This is a genomic window from Rhizobium sp. BK316 (assembly GCF_014193695.1).
Classification (GTDB): domain Bacteria; phylum Pseudomonadota; class Alphaproteobacteria; order Rhizobiales; family Rhizobiaceae; genus Rhizobium.
This window is the reverse complement of the sequence record NZ_JACHZR010000001.1, coordinates 1451541-1477286: the sequence shown is the minus strand read 5'-3', so window position 1 is coordinate 1477286 and position 25746 is coordinate 1451541. Positions and strand designations below refer to the sequence as shown.

Annotated in this window: 28 protein-coding genes; 7 read left to right on the top strand and 21 right to left on the bottom strand. The window is 62.8% G+C overall.

Annotated elements, in window-relative coordinates; translation table 11 throughout:
* Nucleotides 1-4 precede the first annotated feature (4 nt).
* From FHT87_RS06620 to FHT87_RS06600, 5 genes are read left to right on the top strand one after another with little or no spacing between them, the layout of a single operon-like run.
* Complete coding sequence (locus FHT87_RS06620) at nucleotides 5-778, top strand: amino acid ABC transporter ATP-binding protein (RefSeq protein WP_183800424.1); 774 nt, start codon at nucleotides 5-7, stop codon at nucleotides 776-778.
* A gap of 12 nt (nucleotides 779-790) precedes the next feature.
* The gene (locus tag FHT87_RS06615) at nucleotides 791-1651 is read left to right on the top strand and encodes a shikimate dehydrogenase (protein ID WP_183800423.1); all 861 of its coding nucleotides are present in this window, start codon (nucleotides 791-793) and stop codon (nucleotides 1649-1651) included.
* Between the two features lie 15 nt (nucleotides 1652-1666).
* Complete coding sequence (locus FHT87_RS06610; protein WP_183800420.1) at nucleotides 1667-2065, top strand: 5-carboxymethyl-2-hydroxymuconate Delta-isomerase; 399 nt, start codon at nucleotides 1667-1669, stop codon at nucleotides 2063-2065.
* Nucleotides 2065-2514, top strand: coding sequence for a type II 3-dehydroquinate dehydratase (gene aroQ / locus FHT87_RS06605; protein WP_183800417.1), 450 nt, complete (start codon nucleotides 2065-2067; stop codon nucleotides 2512-2514). The genes FHT87_RS06610 and aroQ overlap by 1 nt, the downstream gene beginning before the upstream one ends.
* A 5-nt stretch (nucleotides 2515-2519) precedes the next feature.
* Complete coding sequence (locus tag FHT87_RS06600; protein ID WP_183800414.1) at nucleotides 2520-3554, top strand: Gfo/Idh/MocA family oxidoreductase; 1035 nt, start codon at nucleotides 2520-2522, stop codon at nucleotides 3552-3554.
* A gap of 202 nt (nucleotides 3555-3756) precedes the next feature.
* Here the strand turns inward: FHT87_RS06600 and FHT87_RS06595 are convergent, their stop codons facing one another.
* The 3 genes from FHT87_RS06595 to FHT87_RS06585 all read right to left on the bottom strand — a co-directional run bounded on the left by FHT87_RS06595 (nucleotide 3757) and on the right by FHT87_RS06585 (nucleotide 5663).
* The gene (locus FHT87_RS06595; protein ID WP_183800411.1) at nucleotides 3757-3921 is read right to left on the bottom strand and encodes a hypothetical protein; all 165 of its coding nucleotides are present in this window, start codon (nucleotides 3919-3921) and stop codon (nucleotides 3757-3759) included.
* 130 nt (nucleotides 3922-4051) lie between these two features.
* Entirely contained in the window at nucleotides 4052-4696 is a 645-nt protein-coding gene (locus tag FHT87_RS06590; RefSeq protein WP_183726495.1) for a dienelactone hydrolase family protein, read from the bottom strand.
* Nucleotides 4697-4706: 10 nt separating this feature from the next.
* Entirely contained in the window at nucleotides 4707-5663 is a 957-nt protein-coding gene (locus FHT87_RS06585) for a VOC family protein (protein WP_183726493.1), read from the bottom strand.
* A gap of 168 nt (nucleotides 5664-5831) precedes the next feature.
* Here FHT87_RS06585 and FHT87_RS06580 point away from each other — a divergent pair, with 168 nt between their 5' ends.
* Nucleotides 5832-6824, top strand: a complete 993-nt coding sequence (locus tag FHT87_RS06580; protein ID WP_183800408.1) for a LysR family transcriptional regulator — start codon at nucleotides 5832-5834, stop codon at nucleotides 6822-6824.
* A 71-nt stretch (nucleotides 6825-6895) separates the two neighbouring features.
* On the opposite strand, the gene FHT87_RS06575 is transcribed toward FHT87_RS06580, so the two are convergent.
* From FHT87_RS06575 to FHT87_RS06535, 9 genes are all read right to left on the bottom strand, one after another.
* The gene (locus FHT87_RS06575; protein ID WP_183801075.1) at nucleotides 6896-7780 is read right to left on the bottom strand and encodes an intradiol ring-cleavage dioxygenase; all 885 of its coding nucleotides are present in this window, start codon (nucleotides 7778-7780) and stop codon (nucleotides 6896-6898) included.
* Between the two features lie 7 nt (nucleotides 7781-7787).
* Nucleotides 7788-9542, bottom strand: coding sequence for an FAD-dependent monooxygenase (locus tag FHT87_RS06570; RefSeq protein ID WP_183800405.1), 1755 nt, complete (start codon nucleotides 9540-9542; stop codon nucleotides 7788-7790).
* Nucleotides 9542-10561 (bottom strand): branched-chain amino acid ABC transporter permease, encoded by a 1020-nt coding sequence (locus tag FHT87_RS06565; RefSeq protein ID WP_183801072.1) that lies wholly within the window; start codon nucleotides 10559-10561, stop codon nucleotides 9542-9544. The genes FHT87_RS06570 and FHT87_RS06565 overlap by 1 nt, the downstream gene beginning before the upstream one ends.
* 64 nt (nucleotides 10562-10625) lie before the next feature.
* Nucleotides 10626-11489, bottom strand: coding sequence for a branched-chain amino acid ABC transporter permease (locus FHT87_RS06560; RefSeq protein WP_183800402.1), 864 nt, complete (start codon nucleotides 11487-11489; stop codon nucleotides 10626-10628).
* Nucleotides 11486-12196: an ABC transporter ATP-binding protein gene (locus FHT87_RS06555; protein ID WP_183800399.1), complete on the bottom strand. Its 711-nt coding sequence runs from the start codon at nucleotides 12194-12196 to the stop codon at nucleotides 11486-11488. Before FHT87_RS06555 ends, FHT87_RS06560 begins: the two co-directional genes overlap by 4 nt.
* Nucleotides 12196-12915: an ABC transporter ATP-binding protein gene (locus FHT87_RS06550; RefSeq protein ID WP_183726484.1), complete on the bottom strand. Its 720-nt coding sequence runs from the start codon at nucleotides 12913-12915 to the stop codon at nucleotides 12196-12198. The genes FHT87_RS06555 and FHT87_RS06550 overlap by 1 nt, the downstream gene beginning before the upstream one ends.
* A gap of 3 nt (nucleotides 12916-12918) precedes the next feature.
* Nucleotides 12919-14196 (bottom strand): ABC transporter substrate-binding protein, encoded by a 1278-nt coding sequence (locus FHT87_RS06545; protein WP_183800396.1) that lies wholly within the window; start codon nucleotides 14194-14196, stop codon nucleotides 12919-12921.
* A gap of 24 nt (nucleotides 14197-14220) precedes the next feature.
* Nucleotides 14221-15285, bottom strand: coding sequence for a maleylacetate reductase (locus FHT87_RS06540; RefSeq protein WP_183800393.1), 1065 nt, complete (start codon nucleotides 15283-15285; stop codon nucleotides 14221-14223).
* Nucleotides 15282-16142: a dioxygenase gene (locus FHT87_RS06535; protein WP_183800391.1), complete on the bottom strand. Its 861-nt coding sequence runs from the start codon at nucleotides 16140-16142 to the stop codon at nucleotides 15282-15284. Before FHT87_RS06535 ends, FHT87_RS06540 begins: the two co-directional genes overlap by 4 nt.
* A gap of 79 nt (nucleotides 16143-16221) precedes the next feature.
* Here FHT87_RS06535 and FHT87_RS06530 point away from each other — a divergent pair, with 79 nt between their 5' ends.
* Complete coding sequence (locus tag FHT87_RS06530) at nucleotides 16222-17172, top strand: LysR family transcriptional regulator (protein ID WP_183726477.1); 951 nt, start codon at nucleotides 16222-16224, stop codon at nucleotides 17170-17172.
* Nucleotides 17173-17206: 34 nt separating this feature from the next.
* Here the strand turns inward: FHT87_RS06530 and FHT87_RS06525 are convergent, their stop codons facing one another.
* The 9 genes from FHT87_RS06525 to FHT87_RS06485 form a co-directional block, all read right to left on the bottom strand.
* Nucleotides 17207-17800, bottom strand: coding sequence for a flavin reductase family protein (locus FHT87_RS06525; protein ID WP_246699570.1), 594 nt, complete (start codon nucleotides 17798-17800; stop codon nucleotides 17207-17209).
* A 17-nt stretch (nucleotides 17801-17817) separates the two neighbouring features.
* Nucleotides 17818-19044 (bottom strand): acyl-CoA dehydrogenase family protein, encoded by a 1227-nt coding sequence (locus tag FHT87_RS06520; protein WP_183800388.1) that lies wholly within the window; start codon nucleotides 19042-19044, stop codon nucleotides 17818-17820.
* 60 nt (nucleotides 19045-19104) lie between these two features.
* Nucleotides 19105-19884, bottom strand: coding sequence for an alpha/beta hydrolase (locus FHT87_RS06515; RefSeq protein WP_183800385.1), 780 nt, complete (start codon nucleotides 19882-19884; stop codon nucleotides 19105-19107).
* A gap of 23 nt (nucleotides 19885-19907) precedes the next feature.
* Entirely contained in the window at nucleotides 19908-20921 is a 1014-nt protein-coding gene (locus tag FHT87_RS06510; RefSeq protein ID WP_183726471.1) for an alcohol dehydrogenase catalytic domain-containing protein, read from the bottom strand.
* Entirely contained in the window at nucleotides 20918-21961 is a 1044-nt protein-coding gene (locus tag FHT87_RS06505) for a branched-chain amino acid ABC transporter permease (RefSeq protein WP_183726469.1), read from the bottom strand. Before FHT87_RS06505 ends, FHT87_RS06510 begins: the two co-directional genes overlap by 4 nt.
* 4 nt (nucleotides 21962-21965) lie before the next feature.
* Nucleotides 21966-22823 (bottom strand): branched-chain amino acid ABC transporter permease, encoded by an 858-nt coding sequence (locus FHT87_RS06500; RefSeq protein ID WP_183800383.1) that lies wholly within the window; start codon nucleotides 22821-22823, stop codon nucleotides 21966-21968.
* Nucleotides 22810-23541, bottom strand: coding sequence for an ABC transporter ATP-binding protein (locus tag FHT87_RS06495; RefSeq protein WP_183800380.1), 732 nt, complete (start codon nucleotides 23539-23541; stop codon nucleotides 22810-22812). Before FHT87_RS06495 ends, FHT87_RS06500 begins: the two co-directional genes overlap by 14 nt.
* Complete coding sequence (locus FHT87_RS06490) at nucleotides 23538-24233, bottom strand: ABC transporter ATP-binding protein (protein ID WP_183727283.1); 696 nt, start codon at nucleotides 24231-24233, stop codon at nucleotides 23538-23540. Before FHT87_RS06490 ends, FHT87_RS06495 begins: the two co-directional genes overlap by 4 nt.
* Nucleotides 24234-24391: 158 nt before the next feature.
* Nucleotides 24392-25690: an ABC transporter substrate-binding protein gene (locus tag FHT87_RS06485; protein ID WP_183800377.1), complete on the bottom strand. Its 1299-nt coding sequence runs from the start codon at nucleotides 25688-25690 to the stop codon at nucleotides 24392-24394.
* Nucleotides 25691-25746: the final 56 nt, after the last annotated feature.

Sequence of the window (25746 nt, the reverse complement as noted above, 5' to 3'; positions counted from 1 at the left end):
ATAAATGGAGGGCGCCGTGCTCAATTCCCCCAACGATCATTCGACCTTGATATCCCTTGATAAAGTGGAGAAATGGTACGGTTCCTTCCACGCCCTGAAGAACATCAATCTATCGGTTCGCAAAGGAGAAAAGATCGTCCTTTGCGGACCGTCCGGTTCCGGCAAGTCTACCTTGATTCGTTGCATCAACGCTCTTGAATTGATTCAGGACGGCAAGATCGTGGTGGAAGGTCAGCTGCTGGACGGCACCACCAAGGCGGTCGACGCCATCAGGCGTGAAGTCGGAATGGTTTTCCAGAACTTCAATCTGTTCCCGCACATGACCGTCCTGCAAAACTGCGCGCTTGCACCCATGAGAGTGCGGGGCGCAAGCCGTGCCGACGCAGAGAAGTTGGCGCGAAAGTATCTCGAGCGCGTTCGCATCCTCGATCAGGCGGAAAAGTATCCAGCACAACTCAGTGGCGGACAGCAGCAGCGCGTCGCCATCGCGCGCGCCCTTTGCATGGAGCCGAAAGCGATGCTTTTCGACGAACCCACGTCCGCCTTGGATCCCGAAATGGTCAAAGAGGTTCTCGACACCATGATCGGCCTCGCAAGAGACGGCATGACGATGATCTGCGTGACCCATGAGATGGGCTTCGCCCGGCAAGTCGCCGACAGGGTCATCTTCATGGCTTCCGGAGAGATCGTCGAGGAGGCGGAGCCCGAAACCTTCTTCAAGAACCCCAGGCATGACCGGACGAAGGCATTTCTCGGCGATATCCTTGCGCATCACTGATCGGGCAGAGACATGGACAACAACAAATTCCTGGTCGGCCTGATCGGCGCCGACATCCAGATGTCAAAGTCGCCGGCGCTCCATGAAACGGAAGGGCGCCACCTGGGACTTGATTACGAGTACGAGCTTGTGGACCTGGCAGCACGCGGATTGCCTCCTTCCGCGCTGCCAGATCTTCTGAACGAACTGGAAAGCCGCGGCTTTGCGGGAACCAACGTCACCCACCCATGCAAACAGACCGTGTTAGCTCACCTGACGCGCCTGTCCGAAGATGCTGAGATGCTTGGAGCCGTAAACACGGTCGTGCTTCAGAACGGCGAGCGGATCGGACACAACACCGATTGGTATGGCTTCTACAAGAATTTCGAGCGCGGCTTGCCCGGCGTCGCGAAGGCTCATGCCGTTCTGCTTGGCGCTGGTGGCGCTGGGGTGGCCGTCGCGCACGCTGCCGTGAAAGTCGGCATAGAAAAGCTCTCGATCTTTGATCAGGACGAGCGCCGCGCCTCCACTCTCGCCGATCAGCTCAACGAGAGATTTTCAGGAGAGGTCGCGAGGCCGCTCAGAGACGTCGGTGCTGCGCTCGCCACCGCAGATGGCCTGATCCACGCCACGCCGACTGGTATGCGAAGCCATCCGGGGCTTCCGATAGATCCCGATTGGATACAGCATCATCATTGGGTGGCGGATATCGTCTATATGCCTTTGGTGACCGAGCTCCTTGCGTTGGCAAAGCAGAAGGGCTGCCGAACGCTCCCAGGCGGAGGAATGACCGTATTTCAAGCGGCCGCAGCCTTCGAGCTTTTCACAGGCAGGTCGCCTGATACGGAACGAATGTCGCGCCATTTCGACGAGCTGTGCCGAGTGGCAGCCTGATTAGGGGACTACTCCATGCCGCATATTATCATCGACTACAGCCGAGGCGCCGCGCAACGCATCGCCATCGACGAGTTGACCCGCGCGGTTCATCGCCGAGTCCGCGACGGAGGGATGGTTAAGCCAACCGTGGTCCGCACGTTCGCTAGAGAAGCCACCGTCTCCTGCGTCGGCGACGAGCATCCCGACAATCACTTTGTGCAGATAATTGTACGCATGGCCCCAGGCCGTCCTCCGGAGGTCAAACGAGAGCTGCTGAAATCGGTGCTCGAAGCTGCGCGTGACGTCGCGGCTTCCGCACTGGAAACCGGTCGGCTCGGGCTTCGCGCAGATCTCTACGAATCCGACCCAGACTTCGCATTTCAGGAAATAGCGTTCGCCGATCCCGGCAGCGCCGAACAAGGACAAGTGTAATGAGCCTCATCTACGTTCTCAACGGACCAAACCTAAATCTCCTCGGCAAGCGCCAGCCACATATCTATGGGCACGAGACATTGGTTGACGTCGAGGCGGACTGCCGCAAGTTGGCGTCGGAGCTGGGGCACGAGATCCGTTTCCATCAAAGCAACCGCGAATACGAGATCATCGACTGGATCCACGAAGCGCGCGAGGACGGCGCTGGCATCGTCATCAACCCGGCTGCGTTCACTCACACGTCGCTCGCTATCCTCGACGCACTGAATACCTTTGAAGGCCCCGTCATCGAGGTCCATATCTCCAACGTCCACAAGCGCGAGAGTTTTCGCCACCACTCCTTCGTGTCCCACCGGGCCGACGGCGTCATCGCAGGTCTCGGCACCGAAGGCTATCAACTCGGCATCCGCAGAGTTGCGACCATGCTCAAGATTGAGAGGAAGGACTGATAGTGATGGCGAACCGGGTCAAGCTAGCGGTCCTTGGGGCGGGGCTAATCGGCAAGCGTCATATCAAGCACGTGATGGAAGAGCCGGCCGCAGAGCTGACGGCAGTTGTGGATCCCACGCCAGTCGGCCAAGCGATCGCTAGTGAGGCTGGTGTCAGATGGTTCCCCAGTTTTGCCGACATGATGATTTCCGAGCGCCCCGATGGAGTGATCATCGCGACGCCTAACCAGTTGCATGTCCAAAATGGGTTGGAAGCCGTGGAGGCGGGCGTACCAGCGCTGATCGAAAAACCGATCGCGGACGACATCGCTGCCGGCGAGAAGCTTGTGCAAATGGCTGAGGCCAAAGGCGTGGCGCTGCTGACGGGACATCACCGCCGGCATAATCCGATGATGCAGAAAGCGAAGGAGATCATCGACAGCGGGACGCTCGGTCGGATCCTGATCGTGAATGCGATGTTCTGGCTGTTCAAGCCGGACGAGTACTTTGACATCCCCTGGCGGCGAGAGCTTGGAGCAGGGCCGGTCTTCCTCAATCTAATTCACGACATCGACAACCTCCGTTTCCTTTGCGGCGATATAAACGCCGTACAGGCCCGTGAATCCAACGCAGTGCGAAGCAACGCCGTCGAGGAAACCGCGGTCATCCTCATCGAGTTCAAAAGTGGTGTTCTCGGTACTGCTTCCGTGTCCGATTCCGTTGTCGCGCCGTGGAGTTGGGAGATGACCACGGGAGAAAATCCCGCTTACCCGAAAACCGAAGAGACTTGCTACATGATCGGCGGAACACACGGGTCTCTGGCCGTGCCGTCGCTGGAAATATGGAGCAATGCCGAAAAGCGAAGCTGGACCGAGGCATTTGAGCGCGACAGAGCCCTATTCGAAAGCAAGGACCCGCTTGTCACGCAGCTCCGTCAGTTCTGCAGCGTCATTCGGGGCGAGGAAGCTCCTCTAGTTAGCGCTCGGGAAGGCTTGGAGACATTGAAAGTCATTGAGGCCGTCAAGCGGTCGGCCGCGATAGGAGGACGCGTCGTCCTCTAACCAGGAGTCAAGGCAAGCAGTAAGAAAACGCATAGCTGTTCCATAATAGCTCCTAGGCCGCAACAGGCGTCTAAATCTTTGTAACATTACCCGGAGCGAAAGAGGGGTGGGTTCGATTCCGTTCAACTGCTCGGCTCGGGCAGATCGTACGCAACGCATGTTGCCGTCGGGCAGGACGGTCGCCAGCCGCTCGCTACGGCGCTCAGTAGTAGTCCAGATGCGGGTTCAGAGCGCCACCATGCAGTTCTTCGATGTCATCGCCAGCAATCGGAAACCAAAACGGTAGCGTCCGCGTAGTGCCGCCGGTGTTGATTGCAGCAAGCGTGTAGGCACTGGACTGAATAACCGCCGCCGCAAACGCTGGCATTCCGAGGCTCGATGCCCGCCGCATCGCTGGCGGCGGCGCCACCCGCATACGCGCCCGGCTTGGCGCGGAGGTCAAGATCGAGATTTCGCCTGTTGACCGGGGCGTTGTCCACGATCCCGGTTTGCTTGCGCTACCACCAGCTCCGGTTCGAAAGCCCGAACAGGACCTTCTCAAGCTGCGCAATTTCGGTCGAGGAAACCATGTGTGACCTGTCCGGCAGAATGTCACAATGGAGCCGCGCCCGCGCTCGGGCCAGCGCTGCTGCAGTCTGGGCGAAGGCATCGACAGGGATCCAAGGGTCCTTGTCGGAGCCGGTCAGATAGACCGGCAACCGGTCGAGGTCGGCGAAGGGGCGGTCGCAATCGGGCGTTCCTACGCGGCAACCGGTCAGGCTTGCCAGAGCGCCGTTCCACGGGCCGTGCCGCATCGCATATTCGACTGCAAGGCACGCGCCCTGGCTGAAGCCGCCGATGACGAGCGGCTTTGGGTGATTGTTCGCGCCGGAAAGATCGCCGATCAATTGCCTGACATGAGCGATCGCCTGCTCAAGCTGTTGCCGGGTGCGATCCGTCAGCGCGTCGGTTGCGCGCGCGTCATACCAGCTGTTGCCGCGCGCCCGTGGCAGCAAGAAGGCGATGCCAGGCACCTTGAGCTTCGAGATCACCTGCTCCTGCATATCCTCGGGCGATTGGGTACGCCCGTGGATGAAGATGCAGTGGGCAAGCGCCTCCTCGGGGTTCGCACCGAGGAAGAGCGGCGTGTCGTGGGTCGACATGATACCGAGCTCAGAATGTTGCGGGTTCGAGACCTGCGATCAGCTCCTGCCGGCGATCTTCGAACCATGGCGGGAAGACCAGCGTCGTGCCGATCTGGTCCGCCGGTTCGTCGAGCGCCCAGCCGCCTTCGACCGACCAGGCGATCTCGAACAAGGCGCCGCCGGGCGAGCGGACATAGCAGGACTTGAAGTAGTTGCGGTCCTTCTGATCCGAGACGTCGGTGAAACCGAGGCCCTCGATATGTGCCTTGAGCTTGAGCTGGTTTTCCTCGTTGCCGGTGTTGAGGGCGAGGTGATGGATCGTGCCGCCGGCCAGTGTCCAGGTGCCTTGCGGGCCGGTCGGCTCGTGCAGTACCTCGACCATGCTGCTCGGTCCGCCGGCATTCGGCACGGAGAACATCAGGCCGTCGTCGCTGTCGGCTTCCTTTTTCATCGACATGCCGACGCTGAGGAAGTCGTCCATCGCGGTACGGTCGAAGACGGCGATGGCCGCGCCATAGATGCCCTTGATGCCGTGCGCGGCACTCACGCCCTGCGCCTCGTTGACGATCGACGGACGATTGTCGGCCGGGCTTTCGACCAGTTCATGCGGAATGCCGCAGGGGTGTTTGAAAGCGACACGGGTGATGCCGAAACGCGAAATCTTGGCGGCCTCGACGCCCTTGCCGTTCAGCCGGTCGATCCAATAGTCGGCCGAACCGACAGGAATGGCCTGCTGGATGATCTTCGACTGATTGGTGCCGCGCTTGCCGAAGACGGCCGGCTTGCGGAAAGGGAAGGTGGTTATGATGGTCGAGGCATCGCCGTTCCGTGAGCCGTAATAGAGATGATAGACGGGGATCGTGCCGTCGAACAGGACCGTGCGCTTGACCGAATAGAGCCCAAGCACCTTGGTATAGAAGTCGTAATCCTCCTGCACGCCATCGGTGCAGAGCGTCAGATGGTGATAGCCGCTGACAAGAGCCATGTCGTCCTCCTCCAAAGACATTGCCAATTCCGGATACGGTTCCTCAGCCGTTGTCATCCGAAACCACGGCGCGGTCTGCATGTCGCAGACATCCCGTGATAGTCCTGACTATAGCCCATCTATTCCCCTGTTGATTGACATTGTTCATACAAGCTATAGCAATTTGCTATGAAGATCGTGGAAGCTCACCTTGTCCAACTCGCCGCCGTGATCGAGACCGGTGGTGTTACCGAAGCGGCCGCCATGCTGGGCATGACCCAGTCGGCGGTGTCGCGCACCATCTCGATCCTGGAAAAGCGCATCGGCGAGCCACTCTTCGTCTCCGGCCGGCGGCCGATGCAGCCCACGCCGCTCGGCGAACAGCTCGGCCAGCAGGGCAAGGCTATCCTGGCATCGTCGCGTAAGGCGATGGAGATCATCCGCAGCTTCAAGTCTGGTTCATCGGGACGCGTGCGGATCGGCGGGGTGCCCTTCTTCATGGATGCGGTGGTGTCGCCGATGATCGCCTCGTTCCAGCGCGGCGAGCCGGGCATTATGGTGCACCAGTCCTATGGCAACTATCCCGACCTCGTCGCCGAACTGGATTCCGGCCAGATCGACCTCGCGGTGACCCCGACCGGGTCGGTGGATCTGCGCGCCGATCTGCATTTCGAGCCGATTCTGACGGCGCGCAACGTGCTCACGTGTGGCGCCGGCCATCCGCTGGTCCGCAAGCGCAATCTCGTGACCGAGGACATCGTCAATTACCCCTGGATCGCGCCGCTACCGGGTTCTCCGCTGGTGCTCGACCTGCACAATATTCTGCTGACGCTGGGGCTGACGGAAGTGTCGCTGCGCTATGCGGGCGGGTCGCTGTTGAGCGTCGTAAATTACCTCGCGGGCACCGATGCGCTGGCCATTCTGCCGCATTCCGTCGTTCATGCTTTCCGCGGTGAGAACAAGATCAGCATCATCCCGCTCGATATTCCCCAGCCCGAGCGCGTGCTCGGCGTCATGACACGCAAGAAGCCCTATTCGAACCCGGCCGGCCGCAAGTTTCTCGGCCATATGCGCCGGGAGTTTGCGGAACTCCGGCGCGCGGTCGAGAAACACGAAAAGACGATCCAGTGGGTGCAGGGACCGTTCATGGGTGAACGCGAGCGTATCTCATCCACCGACTGATACTGCGATGAAATCGCCCGGAAGAGGATGCCATGCCCGCATCCTCTTCTATGGTCACAATAGAGCCTATGTCAGGCGCGGCTTCGCGCCAGCACGAAGTCGTGCGTCACATCCCAGAAATCGCCGTCGAATTCGTAAGCTTTCGCGCGCACCGGATCATTCATCCGGTTGAACTTCGCCAGCAGGCTTTCCTTGACACCGAAAACCGCGTCAGAGTGGATATAGGGATCGTTGGGGTCGAAAATATGCGTCGTCAGCGTCTCGAAACCGTCGGCGCTAATGATGTAGTGCAGATGCGCCGGGCGGTAGGGGTGGCGACCGAGATGGCCGAGCAACTGCCCGACGGGGCCATCGTCCGGGATAGGGTAATATTTCGGTTTCACGGCGCGGAACCAATAATGTCCATCCGGGCCGGTCCTAAAGATGCCGCGCAGATTGAAGTCGGGCTGGATGCCCTTCTGCTGCACGTCGTAGAAGCCTTCGTCATTGGCCTGCCAGACGTCGATGACGGCATTGACAATCGGCCTGCCCTCGGTGTCGAGGATGCGGCCCTCGATGACCATGTCCTCGCCCTTGCTGTCGAGGCAGATATTGCTGCCCATCGGCAGCTCCGGGGCGTCGGCGACGTGGAAGGGGCCGAGCACCGTGCTTTCGGACGCGCCCGAGGGCTTGCGGTTATTGATCGCATCGACCAGCATCGACACGCCGAGCACGTCGGACAGCAGGATGAACTCCTGACGCCATTCGTTGCACATCTGGCCGGTGCGGGTGAGGAAGAGGATGGCCTGCATCCATTCCTCCTGCGTCGGCTCCAGTTCCTTCACTGCCTCATGCAGCTTGCGGGTGATGACTTCCATCACCTGCTTCAGCCGCTCGTCCTTGGCGCCGGCATTGCGGCCGGTCACGACCTCGACCGAGTTTTCCTCGGTGAAATAGCCCTTCTCATGCGCTTCCATCATCGCCTCACCGATCCAGAATTGTTGTCAACACGCGGCGCAATTCGGCTGCGGGGTCAGCCGCCAGCCCCTCGGAGCGCCATGCAACGTGGTGGTCTGGCCGCACCAGGATGGCCCCTGCATCGCCCACTTCGCAGGCACGTGCCCAGTCGCCGTAATGATCCTGCCATGTCTGCCGTGGCCCGATGACATGGGTTGCGAGCGGAAGGCGGAGTTCCGCCGACAAGGTCTCGACCGCATCGACCCAGGCCCGGCCGCCGATACCGGTCAGGAGGGTGAACTTGCCATGACCGCAGAGGTCGAGCGTGGAGGTCTTCCGGTTGCCTTTCCCGAACAGCCAGGCATGCGGCAGGCGTGCGCCGGGCCAAGTCGTCTGCTCGAAATGCAGTTCCGGGTTCTGGGTGAATGTGGGCTCGGGCTGCGCATCGGTAGCAACTGCCGAGGATTTATAGCGGTGGTTCATCTCCACGCCATGGGCGTCGAATTCATAAACCTTGAAGGCGATCGCCTCGCGCAGCGCCGCACGCTGGCTCTCGGCGGCCGTACTGTCGTCGCAGCGGCGATCCATGTTTTCCTGCATCTTTACCGGGTCGATGGAATCGAGCAGGCCAAGTGCTCCGAAGATTGGGCCGAATTCCTCGATCGACTGGTTGGCGCGGGTGACGATCTGCTTGGCGATCGGCGCGCGCTCCTCTGTATAGGTTTCGAGCAGGCCGGCGCCGGCGTGGCCCTTGATGACCATGGCGAGCTTCCAGGCGAGGTTGAAGCCGTCCTGGATCGAGGTGTTGGAGCCGAGCCCGTTCGACGGCGGATGGCGGTGGATCGCGTCACCCATGCAGAAGACCCGGCCCTTTTGGGCGCGGGTGGCGTAGCAGTTGTTGACCGTCCAGGTCGAGACGGAGGTGACCTCGATGTCGATATCGGGATCGCCGATCAGGTCGCGGGCCACGCCTTCGGCAAAAGCGTTGTCGACCTCAGGCACGCCCTGGCTGATGTCATAGCCCCAATTGATCAGCCACTCGTTCCATGGCCGGATCATGCGCACCAGGCCCATGCCGATGCCGCCGACATTGGAGCCCGGCTGCAGCACCCAGTAGAGAACCGAGGGGCGGTGGGCGACGTAGCGGGTGAGGTCGGCCTTGAACAGGATGTTCATCGAACCGGCCACGCCCATCTTGCCCTCGAATGGCAGGCCGAGATGCTGCGCCACCAGCGAATTGCCGCCATCGGCGCCGATCAGGTATTTCGAGCGGATGGCGAAATCCCTGCCGGTCAGGCGGTCCCGGCAGATCGTCGTCACGCCCTCGGCATCCTGCACATGGCTGACATATTCCGTGGACATCCGCGCCTGCGTCCCGCGTGCGCAGGCGGTCTTGAACAGCAGCGGCTCCATGAAGGTTTGCGGCAGGTCATTCATCTCGGTGGGCGAGGAGATGAGATGCTCGGCCTTGGACTTCGGGTGGGTGCCCCAGGTCTTGAGACGGCCGAGTTCCTCGCCGGCGAGCGAGGTGCAGAACACGTTCTCGCCCATGATGTCCTGCGGGCTGCAATGGAGATAGGCTTCCGCTTCGACCTCCTGGCCCAGATCGCGCAGTACTTCCATCGTGCGCTGGTTGGTGATGTGGGCGCGCGGCGTGTTGGCGAGCCAACGATAACGGTTGATCGCCATGTTTTCGATCCCGTATGTGGCAAGCAGGGCTGCGGTTGCCGACCCCGCCGGGCCGGTTCCAACGATCAGGACGTCGGTTTCGATATCGGCCATCAATCACTCCCTTTGATGTCTTTGGTTTTGGGCTGGCCCGCCAGGATGCGGCGGACGGGAAAGAGCTGGATTCCGGTGCGGTCGGCGAACAGGCCCCAGAGGCCGCGCGGCGCAAACAGCATGATCAGGATGCCGATCAGACCGAGAATCAGCAGGTACCAGGAACCGTAGTCGGCCAGCAGGCTCTGCAGGATGTAGAACACGATCACCCCGATAATCGGCCCCTCGATCGTGCCGATACCGCCGATGACCGCGATGAAGATCACATAGGCCGTCCAGTCCGGAACGGAGAAGGCCGCATCCGGCGAGATGCGCGCCTTCTGCACATAAATCAGCGCGCCGGTGAGGCCTGTCGCCAGCGCCGCGACGAGATAGACGAAGGATTTTGTCCAGAGCGGATCGACGCCGACCGAGCGCGCAGCCTCGCGGTTGTCGCGCACTGCGGCGAGTCCCAGGCCCTGCTTCGAGCGCAGCAGCTTGTAGATCGAACCGATCGTCACGACGGCCAAAAGCAGCGCCAGCCAGTAGCAGACGATATCGGTGGCCTGCGGCCCGCGCATGCCGAGCAGGTCCGCGACGAAGCGCACGCCGAACATGTCGCGGGTCGCGCCTGACGGCAGCGAGGTGCCGGTTCCGCCGCCCAGCGCCTTCCACTGCGCGAGCGACAGTCGCACGATCTCGGCGATGACCCAGGTGCCGATGGCGAAATAGGCACCCTGCAGGCGGAAGACGAAGAAGGCCGTGGGCACAGACAGCGCCAGCGCCGCCAGCCCGCCGAGCATAATGGCTGCCATCGGATCCATTTCGAGCAGGCTGACGCCTGCAAACATCGCATAGGCGCCGAAACCGACAAAGGCCTGCTGGCCGACGGAGACCAGGCCCGCATAGCCGGCGAGCAGGTTCCAGCACTGTGCCAGCACCAGCATGGTCAGGATGAAGAACAGATCCTGGACCACCGAGCGCGAGACGAAGAGCGGCGCAGCGACGGCGAGCGCCACAAGGGCGAGGATCACCAGCATGGATGCGGAGGAACCGCGCGTGTGGGCCGAGACGGTCCAGGAGGAGGAAAGGTGATCGCTCATATCAATCCACCGCCCGTGGGAAAAGGCCACGCGGCCTGACGACCAGCACCAGCAGGAAAGCGATATGGCCCGCAAGGATCTGCCATTCCGGATTGATCGCGGCGCCCACGGTCTGTGCCACGCCGATGATGATACCGCCGGCCAGCGTCCCCCAGAAGGAGCCGAGCCCGCCGAGGATCACGGCCTCGAAGGCATAGATCAGCCGTGCAGGTCCCATGGTCGGATCGAAATTGGCGCGTGTACCGAGATAGAGTGCCGCGATCGTCACCACCATCATGGCAAGCCCGGTGGCGGTGGCGAATATGCGCTCGGCGCGGATGCCCATCAGGCCCGCCGTCGCACTGTCGTCCGATGTGGCACGGAAGGCCCGGCCGAGCGAGGTGCGATAGAAGACGAGGTTGAGCGCGATGATGACGCCCACCGCGGACAAGAAGGTGAGGAGCGGCATGGTGCCGATGCTGACGGGACCGATCTTAAGCGAGGCCGTTTCCAGGGCGCCCGCCGAAATCCTGCGGCTGTCGGCCGAGAAGCCCTCGAGCAGACCGTTCTGGATCACGACCGAAAGGCCGAAGGTCACGAGCAGGGGAGGGAGTATATCGTTACCGAGTGTCCGGTTGAGCACGAGGAATTGCAGTGCCCAGCCGAGAGCGAACATCACGGGCAGCGCGACCGCGGCAGCGATGAAGGGATTGAGGCCGAGGGTCGAAACCAGCAGCAGGATCAGGAAGGCGGCGAGCACGATCAGATCGCCATGGGCGAGATTGACCAGCCGCATAATGCCGAAGACGAGGCTGAGCCCCGCCGCGAAAAGTGCGTAAAGGCCGCCGAGCAAAATGCCCTGAATGATCGTATCTAGCCAGTTCATCGCGCATGCGCTCCAAAATAGGCAGCATGGATATTCTCGCGGCTCAGCGTCTCCGGTATGCCCGTCAGCGTCACCCGTCCCTCCATCATGCAGTAGACCCGGTCGGCCACTTTCAGCGCCTGGCCGATATCCTGCTCGATGATGACGATCGAAGCGCCCGTCGCGCGGATTTTCGGAAAGGCCGCGTAGATGTCCCTGACCACCACGGGTGCGAGCCCGAGGCTCACCTCGTCGCAGAGCAGCACGCGCGGATTGGACATCAGTCCGCGGCCGATCGCGACCATCTGCTGCTGTCCGCCCGAGAGTGTGGTGCCGGGATGGTGGCGCCGCTCCTTCAGCACGGGAAAGAGATCGTAGATGGTGTCGAGCGACCACGCACCGTTGCCGACCCGGCCATATTTGCCGATCAGCAGGTTCTCCTCGACGGAAAGGGAAGGAAAGAGCCGACGGCCTTCCGGCACCATGGCGATGCCGAGTTGCAGGACATCCGGAGCGGCCAGGGCACCGATGTCCCGTGCATTAAACCGGATATGTGTGGGGACATTGCGGATCAGGCCGGCGATCGACCGCAGGAGGGTCGACTTGCCGGCGCCGTTGGCGCCGATTACGGCGATCGTCTCACCTTCATTCAAGGCGATATCGACGCCGAACAACGCCTGGAAATCGCCATAGAAGGCCGTCAGGCCATGTGTCTCGAGCAGCGCCATCAGACATCGATCCCGAGATAGATTTCACGCACCTCCTTGGAGGCCATGATCGTGTCGGGATCACCGTCTCCGATTACCCGGCCGAAATGCAGAACGATGAGCCGGCTGACGACTGAATTGAGAGCATGCAGCACGTGCTCGACCCAGATGATGGAAACGCCGCGCCGATGGATGGCGCGGATCGTTTCCACCAGTTCCCGGCATTCTCCCTCCGTCAATCCACCGGCAATTTCGTCGAGCAGAAGGATCTTCGGATCGGTCGCGAGCGCGCGGGCGAGCTCCAGGCGCTTGCGCTGCAGGAGCCCCAGGCTTCCCGCGAGTTGGTTCGCCTTGAGATAAAGCCCTGTCTCGACGAGAATATCGGCGCAGCGGTCGCCGACCTCTCGCTCGCTCTTGCGCGACCCGAAGGCACCGGCGACCAGCAGGTTCTCGAACACCGTCAGCTTTTCGAAGGGCTGCGGGATCTGGAACGTCCGGCCGATACCGGCGAGGCAGCGCGCCATCGGCGGCTGTCGCGTCACGTCCCTGCCGTCGAACTGGATGGTCCCGGCATCGACGCGGATATTGCCGGTGATGAGGTTGAATAGCGTCGACTTGCCGGCGCCGTTCGGCCCGATTACGCCGAGCGCCTCGCCCGTTTCCAGTGCAAACGAAATCTGGTCGGCGACCTTCAGGGCGCCGAAGCTTTTAAAGACACGGTCGAGGGCGAGTATGGGCATGACTCAGCCGATCGCTTCCATCCTGCCGCCGGTCGGAATGTTCGGCGCGGTCTGGTTGTCGACGATGACGAGGTCGTAGCCGCCGCCGTCCTTGAGACGCCACTGACCGCCGACCAGCGGCGTCTTGGCGATGTTCTTGGCGGCAAAGGGCGGCACATTCGCACCGTCCCAGGCCACCTTGCCGACGATCGTCTCGACGTTCGAGGCGGCGATGGCGGCGATGACCGCTTTGCTGTCGGTCGGGTCGGCACGTTTCATGACGTCGACGCCGACCTCAAACAGCGCATGAACGAAGCCTATGGGCTGGGTCCAGGGCCGACCAGTAACCGCGGTGAAGCCGTCAGCGAGTTCACCGGCGCTCTGGCCGGTCAGCGACGACTTGAACGGATGGCTCGCCGACCACCAGACTTCGCAGGAAAGGTTGTGTCCGGTCTTGCCGAGCGCCTCGACCGCCTGTGGGAACAGGACCGCCTTGCCGATGGACGCGACCTTGGGCTTGAAGCCCTGTTGCTGCGCTTGATTCCAGAAAGTAGTGAAATCCGGCGGGATCATCACGCCGGTGATGAGGTCGCTGCCATCGGACTTGAAGGCGTTGATCTGTGCGGAAAAATCGTCGGTCAGGTTCTGGTATCGGCCGGGATCCTTGAGCGTATAACCGAGCTTCTCCAGAACCGGCGGGAAGCCTAGAGCCTTGTCGCCCCAGGCATTGCCGTCGCCGTCATTGGGAAACAGGCCGCCAACCTTCTTGTTGGTCTCGAGTTGGCCCCACATATTGGTATAGACCGCGATGACGTCTTCCAGTCCCCAGAAGAAGTGGAAGGCGCTGTTGAACGGTTTCCAGGATGCGGGATCGGCGGGATTTGCCTGCTGGCCGATGAACCAGGGCTGCCAGGGGGCCGCCGTCGAAATGCAGGGCACCTCCTCTGCCTCGCAGACAGTGGCCACAGGATTGGTCGTCTCCGGCGTCGATGCCACGAGGACGAGATTGACCTCGTCGCTGACGATCAGTTCCTTGGCGACTTCGGCGGCGCGGTTCGGATTGGACTGACTGTCCTTCACCACGACTTCGTAATTCAGGCCGGCCGCCTTGGTGGCGGCCATGAAACCGTCGATGATGAACTTGTCGGCCTCGGCGAACGCGGCCAGCGGACCGGTCTGGGGGCTGACATAGCCGAATTTGATCGGTGCGCCCTGGGCGATCGCCGGCATGGCGAGGCCGGACGTTGCCGCCAAGGCTCCCGTGGCGGCTGCGGACTTCAGCAATTCACGTCTCGTAATCATATGCCTTCTTCCTCCCAAAAGAATTCAATATGGCGGTCGTGTTCCCTTCCAGGCGTCCTGCAACAAGGCGCGGATCGATGTGCGGTCGATCGGTCGCGGATTGGAATAGGGGTTCTTGGTCGCGATGTCGGCTGCCCGGTCGAGATCGGCCTCAGTGAGGCCGAAATCCCTGAGCGCCATCGGCGCGCCGATCGATTTCGCGAAGTCGTAAAGGGCCTGCCCGGGTGTCGTGCCACCGAAAATGTCGGAGATCGGCGTCATCAGGTCCGGCACGGCCGACGCGTTGAAACCGATTGTATGCGGCAGCATGATGGAATGGGTCTCGGCATGCGGCGTGTCGAAGCTGCCCCCCAGAGTATGGCAGATCTTATGATGCAGCGACATCGAGATCTGGCCGAGCACGGTGCCGCAGAGCCATGCGCCGTAGAGCGCCTTTTCGCGAGCGGCACCGTCGTGTGGACTGCCGATAAGGATGGGCAACGCGTCTTTGAGCGCGCGTATGCCATCGATGCTCATCATCGTCGTGATGGGATTGCGATCGGGCGCATAGAGCCCTTCGGCAGCATGCGCAATCGCATTCAGGCCGCTTGTGACGCTCATGCCGACCGGCAGGCCGATCGTGAGTTGCGGATCATAGATCACGACTTCGGGCGTGACCTTCGGGCTGCGCAGCGTGGTTTTGGTGCCGTTCTCCGTCTGGCCGAGGATCGGCGTGACTTCCGAGCCGGCATAGGTCGTGGGCACGACGATCTGCTGGATATCGGTGCGATAGGCCATGGCCTTTCCGAGCCCGGTCGTCGAGCCGCCGCCGAGGGAGACGACGCAATCCGCGCCGAACTCGGCCGCGCGTGCGACGGCGCGCTCCGTCACGTCGACCGGGGTATGCATGGTCGCTTCGGTAAAGGTGCCGACCGACAGGCTTCCCAGCCGTTTCGACATGGCTTCCGCATCGGATGCCTGATGCGGCGTCGACAGCACGAGCGCGCGGCGGCAGTCCAGGGCCTCAACCCATTTGCCGACATCGGCACTCGTTCCATTGCCGAAGACGATGCGCGCCGCACTGCCCTGATAGATGAAGGATAGCGTCATGTCATGCCTCGTCCCTTCTTCGCCCTGACCATGGTGAAGGTGAAGTCGAGCGTCGAGGCATCCCCCTTGCCGGTCGGCTTGAATTCCCCGATCAGCTCGTCTTTCACGCCGAACAGGGCGTCCCGGCCGAGATGCGGATCACTGCCGTCATAGACATGCGTGCTGATCGTCTCGAAGCCATCGGTCTTGATCAGGAAGTGGAGGTGGGCGGGCCGGCGCATGGGAAAGCCCAGCCTGCCCAGCATCTGGCCGACCGGGCCATCGCTCGGCACGGCATAGCCGCTCGGGCGGACGGTCTTGTAGCGGAAGCAACCCTCCTCGTCGGTCGTGAAGATGCCGCGGAGGTTGAATTCCGGCTGCTGGTCCGGCTGCTGGTTCTCGTAGAAGCCTTCGCTATTGGCCTGCCAGGTCTCGACCGTGGCGCCGGCGATCGGCTTGCCGTCGAGATCCTGCACATGGCCGTTGACGGCAAGCGCCGGGCCGACGCCGTCGAGGGAGATATTGGCATTGAGCGCGAGCCGGGGCGCATCGGCCCGGTAGAAGGGGCCGCGCACGGTATTTGGTGTCGCGCCCTTCGGCCGATTCGTATTGATTTCTTCAACGAGTGCGGTGACGCCGAGCAGATCGGAAAGCAGCACCCATTCCTGCCGGCGGCCGTCGCTGGCATGGCCGACATCGGTCAGGAATTCCATCGCTCGCCGCCAATCCGCTTGCGACGGACGCGTCTCCCGGATGAGCTTGTGCAGATGCTCTATGAAAGGAACCATGAAGGCTTGCAAGGGGCCTTCGGCATGCTTGTCGAGCCGCTCGGTCACACGTTGCGTAGAGTTGCGCTCACTGAACGATATGTCTGGCATGACTCCTCCCTGACGAGAACCTAACAGGCCGGAATAGAGTGCTTGATAATTTTTCCGGCGATTTATATTCGTTATTGTTATGAAGATCGATGAAAGGCATCTCGCGCAGCTTGCTGCGGTCGTTCAGGCAGGGGGCGTGACCGAGGGTGCGGCTCTGCTCGGGCTCAGCCAGCCGGCCGTTTCGCGAACGCTTGCGATGTTGGAAAAGCGTCTGGGCGAGCCGCTTTTCCTCAAGGGGCGACGGCCGCTGCAACCGACGCCGCTCGGCCGGGCGCTGGCCGATCACGGCCAGGCCATATTGACCTCTGCCCGCAAGGCATCGACCCTGGTCGAGGGATTCCGTCATGGCCGCACCGGGCTGGTGCGCGTCGGCGGCACGCCCTTCTTCATGGATGCTCTGATTGCCGGCATGATCGCCGGCTTCCAGAATTCCTCCCCAGACGTTCGCGTCGAGCAAAGCTACGGCTATCTTTCCGAGTTGCGCGCGGCTATCGTCGCTGACCGCATCGATCTCGCCATCTGCCCGATCGACATGCTCGAAGAAGGTTCGGGCATGCATTTCCAGGAACTGCTGCCTGGCCGCAATGTCGTGGCCTGCCGCGTCACGCATCCGCTGTTGCTCAAGCGCAAGCTGATGGGTCCTGAACTGCTCGACTTTCCCTGGATCGCACCGCCGCCCGGCAGTCCGCTGCTCGCCGATCTGCGCAGCCTGGTCCTGTCGCTCGGCGCCACCGAGACCAAGATCCGCTATGCCGGCGGATCGCTGACCAGCGCGATCAACTACATGAAGGAAAGCGACGCATTGACGATTCTGCCGCACAGCGTCGTCTTCGCCTATCGCAATGACAAGGCGATCACCGCGCTGCCGGTCAATATCCCCCATCCGGAGCGGGCGCTGGGCCTGCTCAGGCGCTCGGGCGATCTCGGGGCACCGGCCATCGAGGCGTTTTCGGCGCATCTTCGCAAGAGTTTCGAGAATCTGAGGCATCTCATCAAGCGTCACGAACAGTCCGTGGTCTGGGGAATGTAATAGGGTAACCGGCGGCCGTGCCGCCGGCATGGCTTCAGAAGGTGGCGGAATCGTCCGGCCACAGCAGCATCGGCGCCGAGACCGTGTCGACCACCGGACCCAGCGCGTGCCAGGCTCGGTTGGAATAGACCAGCGCCTCGGCCTGTCGTGTCACAAGCGCCCCGGATGATACGGAGGTCAGCTCCGCCGTCACTAGGCAGGCCCCCGACGTTTCCAGCCGGTCGCGCAGCTCGGCGCGAAACCAGAGTTCGACCTGCGGATAATAAGGCTCGCCGCTGTCGAGCCGTGACCAGCGCACGTCCGGCCCGAAGCGATTCTTGCCTGGTGTCGCGCAGAGCCGGGCGAGTTGCATGTCGGCACGGCGCACGAAATGCACGACGACGGATGCAGCGCGCTCGACCACCTTCCCACTCGAGGACGATGCCGAGAGCGAAAAGGCGACCATGGGTGGTGCGGCACTGATCGAGATCAGCGAACTCACGGTCATCGCCACCGGGCCTTCGGCGCCCTCCGCCGTGATGATGGCGACACCGGACGGATGGTGCCGGAAGGCCGCCAGGAACGCCTCGGTGAGGCCGGAGCTGACGGCGGCGGTGCCCGTTTCGGGCGCCGCCACTTTATCCGGCATGCCTTTTGCCGGCGCGCTCATTTCTTCTCGATCAGGTCGTAGAACTGCCAAGTGCGGTCGCTCCACAGGCCGGCAATGTCGCGGCCGACGGCGGCGACGATGTTCGGGTTGATCGTGAAATGGTTCGAGGCTGTCAGCATCTCGCGATAGATCCGCTGCATCACGCCGTAGCGCAACGAAGCCCCACCGAGCGAGCGATAGACGAAATGGCAGGCATCGACGCCCGCCTCATGCACTTCGGATTTGGCGAGATGCACCAGGCTGATCTGGCGCGTTGTCATGCGGTTGCCGGCCTCGATCGAGGCTTCGACTTCGCGCCAGACCTCGAACAGGAAGGCGCGGGCGGCCCGGACACGAGCCTCTGCCCGGCCGAAATCGTACCAGAACTTGTCGCTCTCGCCGAGCAGGCCGGCGCGGCCGGTCTTGGTCTTTGCGTATTTCGCGGCCTCATCGAGCATGCGGCGCGATGCGCCGATCGCCCAGCCGGAATGGCCAATGGCGGCAAGGCCCACTACGCCGAGGCTGAAGAATTCCTGCATGCGCTGCGGCTCGGCAGTCAGGATCGGAAACACCATGTCATCGGGAATGAAGACGTCATTGGCGGCGTAGTCGATGCTGCCGGTGGCCTGCAGGCCAAGGACATTCCAGTTGCCGAGCAGTTCGTGGTCGTCGACCGGCGCATGCGCGCAGAGCACGATCACGTCGCCCTTCTCGTCTTTGGCCGGCTGGCCGTTGCCGTCGTCCAGCAGGGCGGCGGTGTGGGTAAAGGTTGCGTGGTAGATACCGCTGGCATAGGACCATTTGCCGTTCAGGCGATAGCCGCCATCGACTTTCTTCAGCATACCGGTCGGCGTACCCTGGCCGGAGAACCGGTTGTCGGACTTGCCGCCGAACAGGCGGCCGATCGCGGTGTCGGGCAGGAAGGCCGCCGACATCGCGCCGATGCAGGCGTGTACCATCGATACCCAGCCGGCCGCGCCGCTGTGATAGGTGATGGCCTCGATGAGCTGCAGGCCCCGCGTCGGCGAGAGCTGTGCGCCGCCAATGTCCTCGCCAGCGAAGATATGGCTCATGCGGATAGGCTTGAGCGCCTCGAAGGTCTCCTCGTTGAGGCGGCCGAGCTTCTCGTTCGCCTCGGAATTTTTATCGAGGATCTGGCCGATCTTGTCGACATGAGCCATGAGGGAGGCGAAGTCCGTCTTCGTGCCCCAGTAGCCAGATGCATGCTTGATAGGTGCGTTCATGATAATTCCTCCTTGATAGTCCTGGTCTTCGCAGATCGCCTGGGGCGTTGCGCTCGGGTTTCACGTGGCGAGGAAGTTGCCAATGGCTGTGACGGTGCGCGGATCTTCCTGCATGGCGAAATGGCCGACATTCTCGATGATCAGCGTCCGGGCATTGGGGATGGCCGCCTGCCAGAGCGGCGCCTGCGAGGCGGGCAGCATGCGGTCCCTGTCGCCCCAGACGATCAGGGTTTCGTTGGGAATCCGGCTTAGCCAGCGGCCGAGATTCGGATGGCCCATGCCGTGTACATTGAGAATGTTGCCCAACGCCGGGCCTTCCTTCTCGCGGGCGGCCACGAAATCCTCGGTCGAGGGACATTCCGAGCCGCCCGGGAAATAGCGGGCCGCGACCTCGACATTGTGGGCGAGATAGGCGGGAAACTGATCCGGCGGGATCTGGCTCAGATCGGCGCCGGGATGATCGGGATGATTGAGGCCGGCCGGCGCATTCAACACCAGCTTGCCGAACCGTTCGCCGGCGACGACGGCGATCTCGGCCGCCATCCAGCCGCCCATGGAATGGCCGACCAGATGCGGACGCTCGAGGCCGAGCGCCTTGATGAGCCGGAGATTGTGGACCACCATGTCCTGCATGCCGGACATGTGCGGCGCCTCGGCACTCTCGCCGAAGCCGGGATGGAAGGGCAGGTAGATACGGAAGCGCTCGGCAAGACCGCGCGCCCACTCGTACCCCTCGATGGTCGCCGCGCCATGCAGCGCAAGCACGGCGGGGCCGCGGCCGATCGCCTTCACGACCGTATGCACACCGTCGATGTCCTGCGTCAGGGTCTCGAATTCCATAGACTATCCTCCTCGACAATCGGTCAGGCCGCATCAGCGGCGATCAGCACCTTGCATTGCGTCGTTCGGTGCCTCAGTCCCTCGAAGGCATCGGGCACGTCATTGAAGCCGATCCGGCCCGTGATCAGCGCCTGGGGGCGGTAGCGGCCGGGGCCGAGCGCAGAGAGCGCCGTCTCAAACTCGGCCATGTTGAAGAACACGGCGAAGATGAGCTGGATTTCCTTGGACAAGGCCGCGAAGGGATCCCAGTCGTCGCCGCCGACGCAGAGACCGACGCCGACCACCGTTCCATGGGTGCGGACGAGCTGGCAGGCGAAATCGAGCAGCCCACGCTTGCCGACGCATTCGAAGACGATGTCGGGCGCTCCGCCGGTCTTGGCGCGGAATTCTTGCGCCAGTCCCGGGCCGGACATGGCAAAGCCGGTCGCGCCGACCGAGGCCGCACCGTCTTCCTGATGCCGGTTGATGTCGGCGACGATGACGTCGCGGGCGCCTTGACGTCGCGCCCAGAAGGCGACCAGCAGGCCGATCGGCCCAGCGCCGAGAATCAGCACGCGCTCGCCTGGCTTCAATCCCGATCGCATCACGCAATGCAGCGCCACGGCAACCGGTTCGGCCAGCGCGCCTTCCTCGATGGGAAGGTCATCGGGCAGGATACGGCATTGGCGGGCGGTGACCGTGGTATATTCGGCATATCCGCCGCCGATCAGCCGCATTTCGGCGCACCAGGCGGGCTCGCCTTTTCTGCAATTATCGCATGTGCCGCATCCGCGCATCGGCGCCACTGCCACCCGGTCACCCGGCTTGAGCTCGGAGACGGCGGTGCCGCATCGGATCACTTCGCCAGCAAATTCGTGGCCGAGCACGTCGTGACGATTGAGGCCGAAAGTCTTCGGGTCCTCGGTCATGTGCAGGTCGGAACCGCAGATGCCACAAGCGGCGATCCTGAGCATGACTTCATCGGAAGCCGGTTCCGGAACGGGGCGTTCGCCCACTTTCAGCGGCATTCCGACGCCGTCGAAAAGTACGGCCTTCATGTCAGATCCTCCACCAGCCTTCGTCGTGTCGGGAACCACGGGGCGTCGACGACCTTGCAGATCAGGCCCCAGATGCCGCCGCGCGCGAAAAGCGCCATGCAAAGAGTGAGCAGGCCGAGCACTACCAGATAGGTCGCGCCATACAGGCCGAACCAGCGTTCGGCGAAGAAGTAGACCAGCGCCCCGATCAGCACGCCTTCCAGCGATCCAAGGCCGCCGACCATGACGATGAAGATGGCGATGCTGGCCCAGTTCGGGTCATAGGCGGAAGGTGGAGTGATGCGCAGCTGGGCCATGAAGTAGATGGCGCCCGCAAGACCCGTACCGACAGCTGCTGCGACCCAGATTGCGAAGCGCAGCCGCCCGACATTCACACCCTGGCTTGCCGCCGCGACCGGATTGTCACGCATGGCGATCAACGCCAGACCGTAGCGCGAGCGTAGGAGCCAGTAGGGGCCGCCGACGGTAACGAGCAGCATCAATGCACAGAGGAGCGAAACGCCGACGGCGCGTTCCATGGGCGAATAGCTGGTCATGACGCGCAGGCTCATTCCTGCCCCGCCGTTGACATAGCCGAAGACCGAAGTCGCAAGCCGCAGCACTTCGGCAACGACCCAGGTGCCGATCGCGAAATAGGGGCCGTCGAGCCGATGCAGCAGACCGTAGGTGGGAATGGCGAGCAGGGCCGGGGCGATCATCGCCAGCATGACGGCGACAAAGGGATTGATGCCCCAGAGCTGCGCCATCACGAACATCATGTAGGCAGCCACGCCGACGAAGACCTGTTGGCCGACCGACACCAGTCCGGCATAGCCGGCAAGCAGGTTCCACATCTGGGCAACGGCGATGTAGCAGCAGAGCTCGACCACATCGCGGATCAGGCCCTGGCTTGCCCAGAGCGGCATCGAGGCGATGGTGAAGAGCGCGATTATGCCCAGCCCCATGGCGATGACGCCGGAAGCGGTCTGGCGCTGAACGCGGACCGGCGGAAGATCCGTGGTGCCGGCCGGGCCTTGTGCGGTTGCGAGCGCGTGGGTCACGGTCTCAGTCCTTTCCGAGAATGCCCTGCGGCCGCAGTGCGAGAATGAACAGGAAGACGAGGTGGCCAGCGAGAATGCCGAAGCCGGGATCGATACGGAACCCGATCGACTGGCTGATGCCGAGCACCATGGCGCCGATGAAGGCGCCCCAGATCGACCCCATGCCGCCGATGATGACGGCCTCGAAGGCATAGATGAGCTGAAAGGCACCATCGGTCGGCGACACCGTCGAACGCATCGACTGAAAGACGGCGGCGAAACCCAGGATGCCGACGGCGAGTGCCGTCGCGCCGGCATAGACGGCTTTCGGATCGATACCGGTCATCGCCGCGGCCTCGACATCGGCGGAGGCCGCCCGCAGCGAACGCCCGAAGCGCGTATACTGCATCGTGGTCGCAAGAGCCGCCGTCAGCGCGGTGGCCGTAACGAGCACGATCACGGGCAGCACCCCGACGAAGAGCGGTCCGAGCTGGAAGGAGGCCTGGGCAAGGCCGACGCTCTGCAGCGAACGCGTATCTGCCGACCAGACCTGCAGCATCGCGTTCTGCAGCGCGATCGATAGGCCGAAGGTGGCGATCAGAGACGGCAACGGGTCGGCGCCTACGACACGGTTGAGGATCAGCCGCTGGAGGATGACACCGATGATGCCGCCGAGCGCGACGAGGACCACCAGCACCGACCAAGGGCCGAGGCCGAAGGTCGAGGCGAGGCTGATGCCGACCAGCGCCAGCAGGATCATCAGATCGCCGTGGGTGATGTTGACGACACGCATGACTCCGAACATCAGCGCCATGCCGAGCGCATATTGTGCATAGAGGCCACCGAGAAGAATGCCCTGGACCAGTCCGTCAAGCCACTGCATGGGATGCTCCGAAGTAGGCTTCGCCGATCGCCTCGCGGGACATGTCCGCCGAGCGGCCGGTCAGCGTGACGCGGCCCTCCAGCATGCAATAGAGCCGGTCTGAGGCGGACTTGGCGAGGCCGACATCCTGTTCGACCAGCACGATGGCCGTGCCGTTTCCTGAAATCGACGGGATGGATTGGTAGATTTCCTTGATCACCTTCGGTGCCAGGCCGAGGCTGATCTCGTCGCAGAGCAGCAGGCGCGGCCGGTTGAGCAGCGCGCGGCCGATCGCCACCATCTGCTGCTGGCCGCCGGAGAGGGACTGGACCGGTGCCGCCTGCTTTTCTTTAAGGATCGGAAACAGCGCATAGATGCGCTCGATCGTCCAGGCATCGCCGCGGCCGGGCGCGGCATGATCGACGGCCACGCGCAGGTTGTCGAGCACGGACATGCCGGCAAACAGCCGGCGGCCTTCGGGTACGATCGCCACACCCTCGGCCACCATGTCGTGCGGCCTGCTGCCGCCGACCGCCCGGCCGTCAAGGCGCACCATGTCAGGCGCGACCTTGATCAGGCCCATGATCGACTTCAACAGCGTCGATTTGCCGGCACCGTTGGCGCCGATCAGGGCGACGACCTCGCCCTCCGCGATTTCGAGATCGATGCCGTAAAGCGCCTGAAAGTCGCCGTAGCGGGCCTTGAGATCGTGGGTGGAAAGAAGCGTCCTTCCCGTCATGCCTCAACCCCCATATAGACGCGCCGGACTTCCGGGTTCTTGATGACGTCGTCCGGCAGCCCCTCGGCGATCTTTTGGCCGAAGTTCAGCACCATGATCCGGTCGGCCACGGCCAGCAGGGCATGCAGCACATGCTCGATCCAGACGATGGTGACACCGCGGTCGCGGATGCGGTGGATCAGTTGCACGAGCGCCTTGCCTTCCTCGTCGGTCAGTCCGCCGGCAATTTCGTCGAGCAGCAGCAGCCTCGGGCTCGAGGCCATCGCGCGAGCCAGTTCCAGCCGCTTGCGGTCGAGCAGCGTGAGCGATCCGGCCGAACGGTTGGCCTTGTCGGCCAGTTCGCAATCGCGCAGAATCTGCGCGCAGAGCGCATAGCTCTGGGCCTCCGTGCGCCCGCCGCCGAAGGTAGCGGCCACGAGCAGGTTTTCGAAGGTCGACATGCCGACATACGGCCGGGGGATCTGGTAGGTGCGGCCGATACCGATCTTGCAGCGCGAATAGGGCGGCTGGCCGACAAGTCGCTCGCCGGCAAAGACGAGTTCGCCGGCATCGTTTCGCAAGTCGCCACTGATCAGGTTGAACAGCGTGGTCTTGCCCGCTCCGTTCGGACCGAGGATTCCCAGCACCTCGCCGCGCCGGACATCGAAGCTGATGTCATGCAGGACGCGGAGCGCGCCAAAGGATTTGCTCAATCCCCTCGCCTTTAGCAATACGCCGTTCAATCGATCCTCCGCTCCGGGCAGCGGCAGGCGCGTCCACGCGCCGCCCGCCTGGTCTTCAAGCATTCGCGATAGATCTGCTGATTGCGGGCGGGCTTGCCGCCCGGCCGTAACCCTCAAGGCGCCCGGGCTCAACCTGCCCAGGGGATCACCTTCATCTTCTGCTCGGGTTCGAACAGCTTATTGACGGTATTGTCGACGATCTTCAGGTCGTAGGGCCACGTCCCGCCCTTGACCCACTGGCCACCGAAAATCGGCGTCGTCGAGACATTCTTGTGCGGACCAGTGGAGAAATCGACCTTGCCGATCAGGGTCTCGATGTTGGTCTTGACCATGGCGTCGCGGATCGAAGTGCGGTCGAGCGGGTTGGAGGCGCGCTTGAGGATGTCGAGGGCCACTTCCCAGATCGCGTGGCTGTAGCCGAGCGGCTGCGTCCACTGCTTCTTGGTCTCGTTCTCCCACTGGTCCGCGATCTCCCGGCTCACCTGGCCCGTCAGCGCCGACTTGAACGGGAAGGCGGGCGTCCACCAGACCTCAGACGACATGCCGTCGCCGAGCGGCCCGAGCGCCTGCACGCCACCGGGGAAGAGCAGCGCTGCGGCGACGGTGACGGCCTTTGGCCTATAGCCCTGCTGGGCGCACTGGTTGATGAAGGTCTTGAGATCGTCGGGATAGGTGATGCCGCCGACAATTTCGCAACCGGCATTCTTGAACGCGGCGATCTGCGCCGAATAATCATTGGTGCGCGGCTGGAAGAAGCCGGGGACAGTGATTTCAAAGCCGGCCTTCTGTGTCGGCGCGGGCAGGCCGTAGTCGTTGTTGCCCCAGGTCTCGCCATCGGCGTTCTGCGGAAACAGCATGCCCACCTTCCGATTTGTGTCGAGCGTGTTCCACAGGCCGACAAAGGTGTTGAGGGCCTCGTCGAGACCCCAGAAGAAATGGTACGTCCAGTCGAACGGCTTGTTCTGGCCGCCGCGCGGAAAGATCACCGCCTGCCAGGGCGCGCCGGTCGACAGGCACGGGCATTCGTTGAGCTCCGCCTGGTCGGCCGAAGGACTGACGGTGTCGGTCGTAGAGGCCGGCAGCAGCAGATGCACGCCATCGTTCAGGATCAGGTCACCGGCGACCTCAGCGGCACGGTTCGGGTCGGACTGGCTGTCGCGGATCAGAATCTCGACATCGAATTTGCCGGCCGCAGTCTGAAGGCCGTCCTTCAGCGTGGCCCTGACCTTTTCGGCCGCCCAGCCATCCGTCTCGCCGAACAGCGCGAGCGGGCCGGTCGTCGGCGTCACGAAGCCGAGCTTGATCGTGCCGGCTGATTGCGCCCTGGCGATCATCGGCGCGCCGAGCGCCGCGGTGGCAAGGCCGGCACCCATGCCCTTGAGCACGGTCCGGCGGGATGGCTGCGCAAATTTCGTCTTCAGGTCCACCTTGGTCTCCTCCCTCTGGTGTTCTTGTCGTCTGCACGCACATTCGTCGACGGCCG

What these genes read in the sequence shown, in the direction of transcription:
- FHT87_RS06620 (WP_183800424.1), top strand. Translation starts at nt 5, where the DNA reads ATGGAGGGCGCCGTGCTCAATTCCCCCAACGATCATTCGACCTTGATA.
- FHT87_RS06615 (WP_183800423.1), top strand. Translation starts at nt 791, where the DNA reads ATGGACAACAACAAATTCCTGGTCGGCCTGATCGGCGCCGACATCCAG.
- FHT87_RS06610 (WP_183800420.1), top strand. Translation starts at nt 1,667, where the DNA reads ATGCCGCATATTATCATCGACTACAGCCGAGGCGCCGCGCAACGCATC.
- aroQ (WP_183800417.1), top strand. Translation starts at nt 2,065, where the DNA reads ATGAGCCTCATCTACGTTCTCAACGGACCAAACCTAAATCTCCTCGGC.
- FHT87_RS06600 (WP_183800414.1), top strand. Translation starts at nt 2,520, where the DNA reads ATGGCGAACCGGGTCAAGCTAGCGGTCCTTGGGGCGGGGCTAATCGGC.
- FHT87_RS06595 (WP_183800411.1), bottom strand. Translation starts at nt 3,921, where the DNA reads ATGCCAGCGTTTGCGGCGGCGGTTATTCAGTCCAGTGCCTACACGCTT.
- FHT87_RS06590 (WP_183726495.1), bottom strand. Translation starts at nt 4,696, where the DNA reads ATGTCGACCCACGACACGCCGCTCTTCCTCGGTGCGAACCCCGAGGAG.
- FHT87_RS06585 (WP_183726493.1), bottom strand. Translation starts at nt 5,663, where the DNA reads ATGGCTCTTGTCAGCGGCTATCACCATCTGACGCTCTGCACCGATGGC.
- FHT87_RS06580 (WP_183800408.1), top strand. Translation starts at nt 5,832, where the DNA reads ATGAAGATCGTGGAAGCTCACCTTGTCCAACTCGCCGCCGTGATCGAG.
- FHT87_RS06575 (WP_183801075.1), bottom strand. Translation starts at nt 7,780, where the DNA reads ATGGAAGCGCATGAGAAGGGCTATTTCACCGAGGAAAACTCGGTCGAG.
- FHT87_RS06570 (WP_183800405.1), bottom strand. Translation starts at nt 9,542, where the DNA reads ATGGCCGATATCGAAACCGACGTCCTGATCGTTGGAACCGGCCCGGCG.
- FHT87_RS06565 (WP_183801072.1), bottom strand. Translation starts at nt 10,561, where the DNA reads ATGCTGGTGATCCTCGCCCTTGTGGCGCTCGCCGTCGCTGCGCCGCTC.
- FHT87_RS06560 (WP_183800402.1), bottom strand. Translation starts at nt 11,489, where the DNA reads ATGAACTGGCTAGATACGATCATTCAGGGCATTTTGCTCGGCGGCCTT.
- FHT87_RS06555 (WP_183800399.1), bottom strand. Translation starts at nt 12,196, where the DNA reads ATGGCGCTGCTCGAGACACATGGCCTGACGGCCTTCTATGGCGATTTC.
- FHT87_RS06550 (WP_183726484.1), bottom strand. Translation starts at nt 12,915, where the DNA reads ATGCCCATACTCGCCCTCGACCGTGTCTTTAAAAGCTTCGGCGCCCTG.
- FHT87_RS06545 (WP_183800396.1), bottom strand. Translation starts at nt 14,196, where the DNA reads ATGATTACGAGACGTGAATTGCTGAAGTCCGCAGCCGCCACGGGAGCC.
- FHT87_RS06540 (WP_183800393.1), bottom strand. Translation starts at nt 15,285, where the DNA reads ATGACGCTATCCTTCATCTATCAGGGCAGTGCGGCGCGCATCGTCTTC.
- FHT87_RS06535 (WP_183800391.1), bottom strand. Translation starts at nt 16,142, where the DNA reads ATGCCAGACATATCGTTCAGTGAGCGCAACTCTACGCAACGTGTGACC.
- FHT87_RS06530 (WP_183726477.1), top strand. Translation starts at nt 16,222, where the DNA reads ATGAAGATCGATGAAAGGCATCTCGCGCAGCTTGCTGCGGTCGTTCAG.
- FHT87_RS06525 (WP_246699570.1), bottom strand. Translation starts at nt 17,800, where the DNA reads ATGCCGGATAAAGTGGCGGCGCCCGAAACGGGCACCGCCGCCGTCAGC.
- FHT87_RS06520 (WP_183800388.1), bottom strand. Translation starts at nt 19,044, where the DNA reads ATGAACGCACCTATCAAGCATGCATCTGGCTACTGGGGCACGAAGACG.
- FHT87_RS06515 (WP_183800385.1), bottom strand. Translation starts at nt 19,884, where the DNA reads ATGGAATTCGAGACCCTGACGCAGGACATCGACGGTGTGCATACGGTC.
- FHT87_RS06510 (WP_183726471.1), bottom strand. Translation starts at nt 20,921, where the DNA reads ATGAAGGCCGTACTTTTCGACGGCGTCGGAATGCCGCTGAAAGTGGGC.
- FHT87_RS06500 (WP_183800383.1), bottom strand. Translation starts at nt 22,823, where the DNA reads ATGCAGTGGCTTGACGGACTGGTCCAGGGCATTCTTCTCGGTGGCCTC.
- FHT87_RS06495 (WP_183800380.1), bottom strand. Translation starts at nt 23,541, where the DNA reads ATGACGGGAAGGACGCTTCTTTCCACCCACGATCTCAAGGCCCGCTAC.